Annotated in this window: 13 protein-coding genes; 9 read left to right on the plus strand and 4 right to left on the minus strand. The window is 43.6% G+C overall.

The genetic code is table 11. From position 1 onward, the window contains the following. The first annotated feature begins 149 nt into the window (after positions 1-149). Positions 150-1,052: a histone deacetylase family protein gene (locus AAEO56_RS18960; protein ID WP_341698655.1), complete on the plus strand. Its 903-nt coding sequence runs from the start codon at positions 150-152 to the stop codon at positions 1,050-1,052. A 183-nt stretch (positions 1,053-1,235) separates the two neighbouring features. Here AAEO56_RS18960 and AAEO56_RS18965 read toward each other — a convergent pair whose 3' ends face one another. Then, the gene (locus AAEO56_RS18965; RefSeq protein WP_341698656.1) at positions 1,236-1,568 is read right to left on the minus strand and encodes a single-stranded DNA-binding protein; all 333 of its coding nucleotides are present in this window, start codon (positions 1,566-1,568) and stop codon (positions 1,236-1,238) included. Positions 1,569-1,761: 193 nt separating this feature from the next. Between AAEO56_RS18965 and AAEO56_RS18970 the strand changes: the two genes are divergently transcribed. From AAEO56_RS18970 to AAEO56_RS18985, 4 genes are all read left to right on the plus strand, one after another. After that, a complete protein-coding gene (locus tag AAEO56_RS18970) occupies positions 1,762-2,508 on the plus strand; it encodes an LEM-3-like GIY-YIG domain-containing protein (RefSeq protein ID WP_341698657.1) in 747 nt (248 codons plus the stop codon). 69 nt (positions 2,509-2,577) lie between these two features. Further along, a complete protein-coding gene (locus AAEO56_RS18975) occupies positions 2,578-4,167 on the plus strand; it encodes a bifunctional GNAT family N-acetyltransferase/carbon-nitrogen hydrolase family protein (protein ID WP_341698658.1) in 1,590 nt (529 codons plus the stop codon). Continuing rightward, positions 4,164-4,517, plus strand: coding sequence for a hypothetical protein (locus tag AAEO56_RS18980; protein WP_341698659.1), 354 nt, complete (start codon positions 4,164-4,166; stop codon positions 4,515-4,517). The genes AAEO56_RS18975 and AAEO56_RS18980 overlap by 4 nt, the downstream gene beginning before the upstream one ends. Then, the gene (locus tag AAEO56_RS18985; protein ID WP_341698660.1) at positions 4,514-5,311 is read left to right on the plus strand and encodes an SDR family oxidoreductase; all 798 of its coding nucleotides are present in this window, start codon (positions 4,514-4,516) and stop codon (positions 5,309-5,311) included. Before AAEO56_RS18980 ends, AAEO56_RS18985 begins: the two co-directional genes overlap by 4 nt. Here the strand turns inward: AAEO56_RS18985 and AAEO56_RS18990 are convergent. Both AAEO56_RS18990 and AAEO56_RS18995 read right to left on the minus strand, forming a co-directional pair. Beyond that, complete coding sequence (locus tag AAEO56_RS18990) at positions 5,308-5,970, minus strand: response regulator transcription factor (RefSeq protein ID WP_341698661.1); 663 nt, start codon at positions 5,968-5,970, stop codon at positions 5,308-5,310. The genes AAEO56_RS18985 and AAEO56_RS18990 overlap by 4 nt on opposite strands. 770 nt (positions 5,971-6,740) lie before the next feature. After that, positions 6,741-8,801 (minus strand): M13 family metallopeptidase, encoded by a 2,061-nt coding sequence (locus tag AAEO56_RS18995; protein WP_407934973.1) that lies wholly within the window; start codon positions 8,799-8,801, stop codon positions 6,741-6,743. 163 nt (positions 8,802-8,964) lie between these two features. Here AAEO56_RS18995 and AAEO56_RS19000 point away from each other — a divergent pair, with 163 nt between their 5' ends. The 4 genes from AAEO56_RS19000 to AAEO56_RS19015 all read left to right on the plus strand — a co-directional run bounded on the left by AAEO56_RS19000 (position 8,965) and on the right by AAEO56_RS19015 (position 12,247). Next, positions 8,965-9,657, plus strand: a complete 693-nt coding sequence (locus AAEO56_RS19000; RefSeq protein ID WP_341698662.1) for an SCO family protein — start codon at positions 8,965-8,967, stop codon at positions 9,655-9,657. Between the two features lie 125 nt (positions 9,658-9,782). Then, entirely contained in the window at positions 9,783-10,019 is a 237-nt protein-coding gene (locus AAEO56_RS19005; protein WP_341698663.1) for a FeoA family protein, read from the plus strand. Positions 10,020-10,022: 3 nt separating this feature from the next. Further along, positions 10,023-12,125 carry a ferrous iron transport protein B gene (feoB, locus tag AAEO56_RS19010; protein WP_341698664.1) on the plus strand — a complete coding sequence of 701 codons (2,103 nt, stop codon included), beginning with the start codon at positions 10,023-10,025 and terminating at the stop codon, positions 12,123-12,125. After that, positions 12,125-12,247 carry a FeoB-associated Cys-rich membrane protein gene (locus AAEO56_RS19015; protein ID WP_341698665.1) on the plus strand — a complete coding sequence of 41 codons (123 nt, stop codon included), beginning with the start codon at positions 12,125-12,127 and terminating at the stop codon, positions 12,245-12,247. Before feoB ends, AAEO56_RS19015 begins: the two co-directional genes overlap by 1 nt. A 164-nt stretch (positions 12,248-12,411) precedes the next feature. Here the strand turns inward: AAEO56_RS19015 and AAEO56_RS19020 are convergent, their stop codons facing one another. Beyond that, positions 12,412-12,549, minus strand: coding sequence for a hypothetical protein (locus tag AAEO56_RS19020; protein ID WP_341698666.1), 138 nt, complete (start codon positions 12,547-12,549; stop codon positions 12,412-12,414). Positions 12,550-12,692 lie beyond the last annotated feature (143 nt).

The raw sequence follows: 12,692 nt of genomic DNA on the forward strand, positions 1-12,692 counted from the left end.
ATTCCATTTTTAGTTTCACGCAAAGCCGCAAAGTCGCCAAGACTCATGCTGGAAACGATATGATTTAAGCCGCAAAAATGTGCGATGCTATTTGGTTAAACAAAAATTATTTTACTGTAAGTCCTTTATCTTTGCGCAAAACATGTTGAATGCTGCCCATCGCTTTTCATCCTATTTATAAACACCCTTTACCGGAAGGCCACCGCTTCCCGATGATAAAGTATGAACTGCTTCCCCAGCAATTGCTGCACGAGGGTACGGCTGTCGAAAGCGACTTTCATGCGCCGGGCCTGCCGGATATGGCACACGTTCTTGCTGTTCACAATAAGGATTACGTTGACGACCTGCTGAACCTTACCTTGGACCCGAGGGCTGTCCGCAAGATAGGATTTCCGCTGTCTGCTGAGCTTGTAGAACGCGAACTGCGCATTGCACAAGGCACGATTTGGGGTTGCGAAAAGGCTTTGGAAACCGGGATTGCCTTCAACATTGCGGGGGGAACTCACCATGCCTACAGCACCCACGGCGAAGCTTTTTGCTTATTGAATGACCAGGCCATTGCGGCACAGTACATTTTGGATAATAACCTTTCGAAAAAGATATTGATCGTTGACCTCGACGTACACCAGGGCAATGGTACCGCAGAGATATTCACAGGAAACAATAATGTCTTTACCTTTTCCATGCATGGGAAGAGCAACTATCCTTTTCACAAAGAAACATCCGACCTTGATATTGCATTGCAGGATAACACGGGAGATGATGAATACCTTTCGATACTAAGAGAGACCCTGCCAAAGCTGATCGATGCCGAAAAACCGGATTTCATATTCTACCTCAGCGGTGTGGATATACTGGCTACCGACAAGCTGGGGAAACTGGGGTGTACCGTCAACGGATGTAAGGAACGGGATGTTTTTGTGCTTTCACTTTGCCATAGGCTGGGCATCCCGGTGCAGTGCAGTATGGGCGGCGGGTATAGTCCGGATATTAAAACCATTATTGAGGCGCATGCGAATACCTACAGGGTAGCGAGACAAGTATACGTTTAGTTTATAGTTATCCACTTTTGTCCTGAAACAAAAGTAGCATCCGCCCCGGTGGACAAGGCTCCAGATATCTCACTCATAGATGCTTACTTTTGCGGACACTGAGTAGGTTCATTGTAAAAAATTAAGGCTCCCGCCGCGGCGGGAGCCTTTGCAACAGAGGGACGATCCCCACCTTCCGCCCTGTTACTTACCAAACAGCAGCACGTCACTAACAACGACTTCGGTAATATAGCGTTTCTCGCCATTGGTGTCGTTGTAGCTGCGATGCGTCAGCTTGCCCTCTATGGCCAGCTCTTTACCCTTGGTAACAAATTTCTCTATGATCGCAGCGGTCTTGCCCCAGGCGGTAACCGTATGCCATTGCGTATCGGTTATCTTTTCGCCTTTGTCGTTGGTATAGCTTTCGTTGGTGGCCAGGGTGAGCCGTGCCAGCTTTTTACCTCCTTCAAAGGTTTTGATCTCCGGGTCGGAGCCCGCGTTCCCTATCAGTTGTACTTTGTTCTTTAGTGCGTTCATGGCGTGTAGTAATTAAATTGTTATCGTTATCTTTATCGTTCAACTGAAGAAACCGTATCATAGTTTCAACGAGGCAAAGTTGCGGCAGGCTTCAAACTTTATCCGGTTATTAACTGTTTAAAATCGGTTGTAGTTATTTGTAAACGTTTGTAAATGAATTTTGCACTTCTCTTAATAACCTTAAATATTTAAAATGTTTGACGAAAAAACGAAGCAAGAATTAAAGTACTATGTCTATATGTTACTTGACCCTCAGTACAATAAGCCGTTTTATATTGGAAAAGGCAAGGATGATAGAGTATTCTCTCATTTAGCATGTGCATTAACTGAAGAGGACATTAGTAATGCTAAATATGAAAAAATTAGAGAAATTAATTTAAGTGGTCAAATACCAACGCATGTAATAATCAGACACGGACTTTCTGAAAGTGAAGCTTACCAAATAGAAGCTTCTCTAATTGATACATTATCACATTGCGGAATGTTACTTTTAAATAAGGTTGGAGGTCATAATTCGATGGAGAAAGGCTTGATGAGTTGTGATGAGATAACAAGATTGTACAACGCCGAACCTATTAATAGTATAATGCCAAATTGTATTTTAATCAATATAAATGGACAATATAAACGAGGTATCGATAGGAAATCAATTTATGATGCAACTAAAGAAATTTGGGCAATTAAAAAAGACAAAATTCCTCACCTCAAATATGTTTTAAGCGAATACAAGGGATTAATTGTTGAAGTATATGAAGTAAATAATTGGTACGAAAAAGAAAGAGGTTATATGCCTACGTCAAAAAGGTTTGGTCAGACAAGAATTGGTTATGGTTTTAATGGTAATATAGCTCCAGAAGAAATCAGAAACCAATATATTAATAAATCTGTAGCACATACAAAAAAGAAAGGTTCTGCAAATCCAGTCAGATATAATTTATAATATTTCCTCATCCTCATACAAACGTTTGTAAACGGAAAATTTTCCCTATATTTACATAAATGACTTTTCATGCAAACAGAAATAAATAAGGTTGAGCTCCGTAACCTTAAAGTTGAAGATTATAAGCAGCTGCGCCTTACCATGCAACAGGCCTACAAGGGCGCCGACATGGATATGGAGCAGCCGTACTGGGACGAAAAAGACATCAAGCGCCTGCTAAAGATATTTCCCGAAGGGCAGCTGGTGGTACTTGTGGACGACAAGGTGGTAGGCTCGGCGCTTTCCCTTATTGTGGACCATAAAAAGGCTACGATGAACCATACCTACGAGAAGATTACGGGCAATTACTCCTTCGATACGCATGATTATGAAGGTGAAGTACTATATGGCATCGATGTATTTATTGATCCTGCCTACCGCGGACTGCGACTGGGACGGAGGCTGTATGATGCACGTAAAGAACTGTGTGAGCAGCTCAACCTTCGCTCCATCATCTTTGCGGGGAGGATGCCTAATTTCAACGAATATGCCGAAGAGCTTAACCCAAAAGAGTATATTGACAAGGTACGCCTTAAAGAGATACACGACCCGGTGCTGGCCTTTCAGCTGAGCAACGATTTCCACGTTATAAAAGTGATGCGCAACTACCTGGAGGGCGACAAGAACTCGCAGGACTATGCCGTGCTTATGGAGTGGAACAATATTTATTATGACAAAAGTCCGGTACTCATCAATACCCGCAAGAGCATTATACGCCTGGGTCTCGTGCAGTGGCAGATGCGCCCGCTGGCCAATGTGGAGGCGTTGTTTGAGCAGGCCGAGTTCTTTATTGATGCCGTGTCGGGTTACAGCAGCGACTTTGCCCTGTTCCCGGAATTGTTCGTAGCGCCGCTCATGGCCGACTTTAACCACCTTTCTGAAGCGGATGCCATACGGGAAATTGCCCGCTATTGCGAGCCCATCCGGAAACGTTTCCAGGAAATGGCGATATCATATAACATCAATATCATTACCGGCAGCATGCCCATGGTAGAAGATGGCAACCTGTACAATGTGGGTTTCCTTTGCAAGCGCGACGGTACGTATGACATGTATACCAAGATACACATTACGCCCAATGAGGTAAACTATTGGGGCATGGTGGGCGGCAACGAGATAAAGACCTTTGATACCGACTGCGGTAAAATAGGCATCATGATTTGTTATGATGTGGAGTTCCCGGAACTTTCGCGCCTTATGGCCGACGAGGGCATGGAGATATTGTTCGTCCCTTTCCTTACCGACACGCAAAACGGCTACACCCGTGTAAAGTGCTGCGCGCAGGCCCGTGCTATAGAAAACGAGTGCTACGTAGCCATCGCGGGCTGCGTGGGCAACCTGCCGGGCGTGAATAACATGGACATACAGTATGCGCAAACGGCGGTGTTTACCCCTTCTGACTTTTCATTTCCGTCGAACGGCATCAAGGCCGAGGCAACACCAAATACTGAGATGACCATTATTGTGGATGTAGACCTTGACCTGCTCAAAGAACTGCATGAGTTTGGCAGCGTACGCATATTAAAGGACCGCCGACAGGACCTGTACAGGATAAAGAAACAAGGGCCTGCGCAACAGAAACCTGAAGAAGCAAAACCTAAAACACGCACCAGGAAATGACACGCAACTGCCCCGAATGCGGCGAAAAGATCGTAGGCCGCGAAGACAAGAAGTTTTGCAGCGATGCCTGCCGCAATGCCTGGAACAACAAGATCAATAAGGACAGCAACAACTTTATGCGCAACATCAACAACAAGCTGCGCAAGAATTACCGCATCCTGGCCGAGCTGAACGTGGAAGGCAAGACCAAAACCACCCGCTCTAAAATGATGGCAATGGGGTTTGACTTTACTTACTTTACCAGCCTGCTAAACACCAAGACCGGCAACACCTACTATTTTGTTTACGAGCAGGGCTACATGCCCCTTGAAAACGATTATTTTATTCTGGTACGAAAAGAAATATCATGATGCAGAACGTCTCTATATTAGGCTGCGGATGGCTGGGACTTCCGCTTGCAAAAAAAATGGTTGCCGGCACTATAGTGGTTAAGGGTTCTACTACTTCCGAAAATAAACTGGAAATTCTACGGAAAGAAGGTATTACGCCTTTTCATATCTCACTACAAGAAAATGAAGTTGAAGGGAACATTACGCAATTTTTAGCCGGTAGCGATATCCTTATTATCGATGTACCGCCCAAGGCAAAAAGCGGTGAAGATTTTGCACAAAAAATAAAGACGCTTATTCCGCATATTGATGCTTCAGGGATTGCCAAAGTGCTTTTCGTCAGCTCCACATCGGTATACGCAGATGACAATTCGGTTGTAACCGAAGAGACCATTCCAAACCCTGATACAGAAAGCGGAAGGCAGTTGGTTGAAACAGAAAAACTTTTGCAGGGGAACAGCAATTTTAAAACGACAATACTCCGCTTTGGAGGATTAATTGGTGAAGACCGGCATCCTGTAAAGCACCTTGCGGGAAGGGAAAACCTTGCGAACCCTGATGGGCCGGTAAACCTCATCCATCGCGATGATTGCATTGGCATTGTCATGAAGATCATTGAGAGAGAGGCATGGGGAGAAACATTCAATGCGGCATTTCCTGACCACCCCACGCGGGAAGCGTATTATACCAATAAAGCTGTTGAAGCAGGCCTGCCCCTTCCAAAATTTGCCAAAGAAGGCAGTTCACACGGAAAGGTTATTGATTCCGTTAAAATTCGGGAATTGCTTGGGTTTACCTTTGCCGCCGGGATTTAGATATACCCCAGCCTTCTGGCTTTATCTATCAGTTCTTCATCGTCGCCGGCCACCTCCAAAAGACGTTTGATACGGTATTTCCTTTTTTCGATAGCGCTTTCGGACAAAGGGATATACCTGCCGAGCTCTTTATCTTTGATGCCCCTGGCCAGAAAAAGGATGATCTTTACATCAATTTCCTCAAGGAGGATCTCGCTCTCCTGCCTCGCAATAAAATTTAATATCGTTTTCGAAAAATAGGTATTGCCTTCAAGTACTGCCCTGAAACCGTCTATCAGTTCGGATGTTGTGCAATCACTTTTATTGATGAAGCCTTCGGGTTTTATCCTTTCAAGAATACGCGCGATAATATCCGCCTCCTTATGCATCGTCATCATTATGATCTTACAATCGGGCATGGTTTTACGGATTAAAACAGCTATGTCTTCGCCGGAAAATAATCCCTTCTCGGGAAATTCGGGAATACTGTAATCTAAAACCGCGATATCAAACGGTGTATCCCTGTTGCTTTCTATCGTTTCATAACCTGACGTGCAATCATAGGCTTTCGTGAATTTTAGTTCATCCAAAGCCGTTTCAAAATATTTAAATATAAAATGATACCCCTCCAGTAAAACGACATGGTCGTCAATACCAAGCACATGCAATTTTTTTCCCAACCTCACACTTATTTATTTTGTGCATAACAAAATTATATTTTAAATATTTAGAAATTACAATTTTTCCTCAATTAACATATTATTAATAAATGTCTAAAAAATCAACAATATTATGAAACTAAGCAGCTATATATAAACAATTAGCCCATACTGTAAAAAGTATGGGCTATAAATAATTTTTTCTTTAACAATTACCAAATCTTCACTCTCTTATCCGGCGCGACATTCAACACTTTTTGTTTTAAATAAGATTTCGATTAGAAGATAATTATAACCTTTGTCGTTCCTATTCATTAAAAAAATATAATCCCCTCAATTGTTTTGAAGTATGGATATCATATATTGAATCTTTTTCCAATAAGATACTTTGCCCTTTGAAATCAACGCCATCAAAATTGGCCCGGAATTTCTCCCTGTCTTTAAATAAAGATGTTAATCGAAATTTATAAGATTTGTCAATCTTGATTTTTTTACGGTCAGTTTGAATATTTTCTTTTTCTGAAACGATTTTAAAGTAGCGGTCTTTACTTTTCGCATGAATTATATAAACATTGTCAAATGAATCAATCGATATAATTTTATAATTCCTAAACGTTTCCGTTGTCTGACTAACCTTACACGAAATGTTAATGATCAGACATAAAATTACAAATACTAAGATTACATTTTTCCTGGTCATGTTGAATTTTATGTTTAACAAATGTAACCGTTTTGCACCAACAAAAAACCCACACCTTTTCCGGTATGGGTTTTAATATATTTGAAACGAGTTACCAGATTTTCACCCTCTTATCCGGCGCGATATACATTCCTTCGCCTTCTTTAATACCAAATGCCTCATAAAACGCATCAACATTTTGCAGGGGTACATAGGCTCTGTACATACCCGGTGAGTGTGGGTCGGTCTTTACTTGGTTCTTAATGGCTTCATCGCGCATTTTTGTCCTCCAGATTGTTGCCCACGAAATAAAGAACCTTTGTTCCGGCGTAAAACCGTCTATAAGTCCGGGGTTACCATTTTGCTTAAGGTATAATTGAAGTCCGTCGTAGGCTGCATTTACACCACCAAGGTCGCCAATGTTCTCACCAAGCGTAAACTTTCCGTCAACATAGGTTCCCGGAAGCGGCTGCAGGGCGCTGTACTGGTCGGCCAATGCGCCTCCCAATCCGGTAAATTGCGCGAGGTCTTCGTCGCTCCACCAGTTCACGAGGTTACCATCGGCATTATAGCGCGATCCCGAATCGTCAAAACCATGCGATATTTCGTGGCCAATAACTGCCCCAATGCCGCCATAGTTCACCGCCTCATCGGCCCTGTAATCGTAGAAAGGCGGCTGCAGTATCCCGGCAGGGAATACGATCTCGTTGTTTGACGGGTTGAAATAAGCATTCACGATTTGTGGTGCCATGCCCCATTCGGTCTTATCTACAGGTTTACCGAGTTTCTCGAGGTCGTTTTGCCACCTCCAGCGCGATACATTTTTCATATTGCCGAAAAAAGTCCCACCCTCAGCAGGGCTTTGCAGTGTAAGTGCCGAATAGTCTTTCCATTTATCAGGATAACCAATCTTTACAGTTAGCTTGCGCAATTTTTGTACCGCATTCTCACGTGTAGATTTCGCCATCCAGGGCAGGCGATTGATGCGGTTTTCATAGGCCAGCATTACATTTTTTATCATGCTTTCCGCTTTGGCTTTTGCTTCAGCGGGAAATTTTTTCTCTACGTAGAGCTTGCCCAATGCTTCGCCCACAGTACCATTTATGGTTTGCAGCGCATTCTTATCGCGCGTCTCCTCTTTCAGGGCGCCTTTCAGTGTCTTGCTGTAAAAATCCCAATTGGCGGTTTCAATGCCGGTAGAAAGATATCCTGAAGCTTTGTTGAGCAGCGTCCATTTCATGTAAGCTTTCCAGTCGTCCACCTTATTTTGGGCAAAAAGCTCCTGAAGGGCTGCCATATATTTTGGCTGTGAAACAATTATAGTATCAATCTTTTTTATCCCAACACCATTCAGGTAGGCATTCCAGTTGATCGCCGGGGTAATTTTTTGCAGTTCATTTACGGTCATTGGGTTATAACTCTTCCTGCGGTCACGGCGCTCCACCCTGTCCAGCCTCGGCTGTGCCATAGCGGTCTCCAGCGCAAGGATCTTTTTCGCGGCTGTGTTGGCATCTGCATCCTTATACCCAATATATTTTAGCATCCTTGCTACGTGGGCCGTGTATTTTTCACGCTTTTCTTTCGAGTCGGCATCATCAGAAACATAGTAATCCCTGTCAGGCAATCCCAGGCTTCCGGGGCTTAAAGACACTACATTCTTATTGCTGTCTTTGGCATCTGCGCCAATATACACGCCAAAGAACCCAACGCCGCCCTCAGGTTCCATTTCTGTCAGGAGCGCCTGGAGGCCTTTTATATCCTTAACAGCATCTATCTTTTTGAGGTAAGGCAGCAATGGCTTGATGCCCTGCTTGTTCCTTGCCACGGTATCTATAATGGTTTTGTACAGGTTGGCTGCCTTGCCGGGATCGGTAGAAGAACCCAATTTTTTATTGGTAGCGGCTTCTTTAAGAATGGCCAATGCGTCGTTATTCGTATTCTCCCGAAGCTCATCAAAGCTGCCCCAACGCGTTTTATCTCCCGGTATATCTGTCTGGTCTACCCAGGTACCGTTCACATACCGGAAGAAATCGTTGGCAGGCTTTACCTTGTTATCCATGTAAGAAATGTTGATGCCCGGCTTTTGCTGTTTGGCATCCTTTTTTTGCGCATGGATTGTGCTCATAGTTAATAAAGTAGTAACAGCCAGCGCTGTATTTAAGTAGAATCTCATAGTTTATGTTTTGCTTGCATTACAAAAATATTAAGGATGCGTGCAAATACCCTTCCCAAAAGTGTTAAATGTGGATTTCGCACTGATTTTTAGTTCTGTATAAATGTGATTATTACCACTCAGTTCCTGCGTTGTTTCGTAATTTTGCAAAAATTTCTACCCGATGACTGCGTTTTTTAAAAAATACAAAATCTTCTTTATAGTCCTTGCCATCCTGTCGGCACTGATACTTACGCTTTTTTATACAGCACTCAAACCAAAAAAAATGCTGAAAGTGTACAGCCCGGCCGATGTAAACCCCGAGCTCGTGGACAGCACTGCACAATACATAAAACGAAATCACAGGATTGCCGACTTTTCCTTTACTAACCAGAACGGCAAGACCATTACCCAAAAAGATTACGAAGGGAAAATTTATGTAGCCGACTTCTTTTTTACCACATGCCCGAGCATTTGCGTACCCATGGGCGAAAACATGTCGTGGCTGCAGGGGCAGATAAAAGATATGCCCGATGTTCTGCTGCTTTCCCATTCGGTTATGCCGGATACCGACAGCGTTCCTGTGCTTAAGGCTTATGCCGAAAAGAAAGGCGCCATAGACGGCAAATGGAATTTGGTTACCGGAAAGAAAGAAGACATTTATTACATTGCCCGGAAATCTTACTTGGCGGCCAAGACCAACAGTAGCGCGGAATTGTATGATATGGTTCATACCGAAAATTTTGTCCTTGTAGATAAAAAAGGCCGGATAAGGGGGTTCTATAACGGCACACTGCTGGATGAAACCCCTCCAAAAGGAGAAAAGAACGTGCAGCAATTGATTGAAGATATCAAGTGGCTGCGGGAGAACGAGTAGTTTTCTGTCGCAGTTCGAGGTTGCCGTGACAGCTTATAAAATCGTATGGCTGAAAACCGGGATTGACAGTGGAAACTGATTAATTATTCGTAGATTTGCAATCTTAATTCATTCTAAATAAACCGTTGAAAACGACTCTTGCCGGACTCAAAAAAGGCCAGAAAGCCATCATCACCGATTTTAATATCGATGCAATTCCGCTCAAGCTTCTTGAAATGGGATGCCTTCCCGGTAATATAGTCCAGCTGTTGCAGGTGGCCCCAATGGGCGACCCTATATACATCAACGTGAATGACAGCCATGTGGCCATCCGCATGGAGACCGCTGCCGAGATTGACGTTGAGATTTTAAAAGACATCTGACCCATGGCAGCCCCTACCCTTAAAATAGCATTGATAGGCAACCCGAATACCGGAAAAACATCGGTATTCAACCACCTTACAGGGCTAAACCAGCAGGTGGGGAACTATCCCGGAATTACGGTAGAGCGAAAAACAGGCCTATGCAAGCTCCCCGACCATGTAAAGGGAACCATAATGGACCTGCCCGGCACCTACAGCCTTAATGCCAGCTCTATTGATGAAAATGTTGTAATAGAACTGCTCCTTAATAAAAACGATAAAGATTATCCAGATGTAGCCGTTGTTGTCACCGATGTGGAGAACCTGAAACGCAACCTGCTGCTTTTTACCCAGATAAAAGACCTCGAAATACCCACTATACTGGTTGTAAATATGTCGGACAGGATGGAAAAAAAGGGCATCAGCCTTGACATCCCTTATCTGGAAAGCCAGCTGAATACCAGGATCGCACTGGTAAGTTCGCGCAAAGGTACCGGTATCGAAACCCTGAAACAGCTTATCTTAGACTACAAAAGCCTCTCTACAGAGCCTTGCCTGAATGCCTCCAGTATCGATCCCGATTATTTCAATAAGCTCCGCAAAGCGTTCCCTAACCAGCTTTTGTACAAGCTTTGGCTGGTAATTACGCAGGATGTGAATTTCGGTATCTCTGAAAAGAAAGAACTGTTGGGCACTTCGTTCACCAAAACACGTTCGGAACTCAAAAGGCTTCAGCAGAAAGAAACCATAAAGCGTTACCAGTTCATCAACGATGTGCTGAAATTAGGGCAGGTTATTGATACGACAAAAGCAAACGACCTGCGTGCCAAACTCGACAGGGTGCTTACGCATAAAATATTCGGCTATGTGATCTTCTTTGGCATCCTGATGCTGATATTCCAGTCTATATTCTCATGGTCAAGTGTCCCGATGGACCTCATTGATGAAACGTTTGCCAACCTCTCGGCCCTCGCCCAGGAAAACCTGCCTCCCGGCAAGCTCACCGACCTTATTGCGCAGGGTGTCATTCCCGGCATAGGGGGTGTAGTAATATTTATCCCGCAAATCGCTTTCCTGTTCCTGTTTATATCATTGCTGGAAGAAAGCGGTTATATGAGCCGCGTGGTTTTCCTGATGGATAAGATCATGAAGCGTTTCGGGCTCAGCGGAAAAAGCGTTGTGCCACTAATATCGGGTACGGCCTGCGCCATCCCGGCCATTATGGCGGCCCGTAATATAGAGAACTGGCGTGAACGGCTTATTACCATACTGGTTACGCCCTTTACTACCTGCTCTGCAAGGCTGCCGGTATATGCCATCCTTATTTCACTTATCATTCCGGAAAAACATGTACTCGGTATCTTTAACCTGCAGGGGCTCACGCTTATGCTATTGTACCTGTTGGGCTTTTCTGGAGCGATACTCTCTGCGTGGATACTAAATAAAATACTCGATATAAAGCACAAGAGCTTTTTTGTAGCCGAAATGCCTAATTACAAGCTTCCCCTTTTTAAGAATGTCAGCCTGAATGTCCTTGAAAAAACCAAAGCCTTTGTGTATGGAGCCGGGAAAATAATATTAGCGCTTTCTGTGGTCATCTGGTTTTTGGGTTCACACGGGCCGGGCAAAGATTTTAGCAATGCAGAAAAAATCGTGAAAGAGCGCCAATACCAACAAGTAACACAAAAAGAGTTTGATGATGCTGTCGCTGCCTACCAGTTAGAGAACTCTTATATAGGTATTATGGGAAAAAGCATAGAGCCTGTTATCCGGCCGCTTGGTTATGACTGGAAGATAGGCATCGCTATTGTATCCTCTTTTGCGGCACGGGAGGTTTTTGTAGGCACCCTGGCTACGATATACAACATTGGCAGCAGCGGCGAAAATGAGGCCACCATTAAAGAGCGCATGAATGCCGAAATTGATCCCCTAACCGGCAAAAAAGTGTTCAATTTTGCTACGGGCGTATCGTTGTTGCTGTTCTACGCGTTTGCTATGCAGTGCATCAGCACACTCGCCATTACCAAAAAGGAAACCAATTCCTGGAAATGGCCCATGATACAATTGTTCGGGATGAGCACGTTTGCCTATGTTGTTTCGCTGATAACCTACCAATTGCTGAAATAATGGATATACAAAGCATCATAGCCTATATATTAGTTGCAGGCGCTGTGGTATTCCTTGTAAAGAAATTTTTCTTTAAGAAAAAGAAGAAGGATGGTTGTGGTGATGATTGCGGGTGCCATTGATCTACGCAACCTGCAATGTTTTTTTTAACCTTGTAGGTTTTCAGAACTCATATTTTTGAAAGTTTAAACCGGCACGTTCTTCCATTTCGAGGAACGAGAAATCTCAAATTCCGTGATGTTCCTGAGATTTCTCTCTCCGCAAGCTCCGTTCGAAATGGAAAGACTTACTCTTGAGGATTGTTTTTTCTCCTGATTTGCAGCATGGCAATTTCCAAAGGAATATGGTCTTCTTCAGAAAAATTCTTCATTCTTTCTAAAACAACTTCTTTGCGCCATTCGGGAATTGTTAGGTCTTCTTCCATACATATTTATTTTTTTCGATATACCTACAAGGTTTTTAAAACATAAGTGTTCGGAAGACTTTAAACCATATTAGATAGTGGTATTTTGCTTGGATCTCCATCGCAGATTACCACTATTTCTTTTATTATTTCCATATTTAATT

Origin of the sequence: Flavobacterium arundinis (assembly GCF_038289855.1) — a bacterium.
GTDB lineage: Bacteria > Bacteroidota > Bacteroidia > Flavobacteriales > Flavobacteriaceae > Flavobacterium > Flavobacterium arundinis.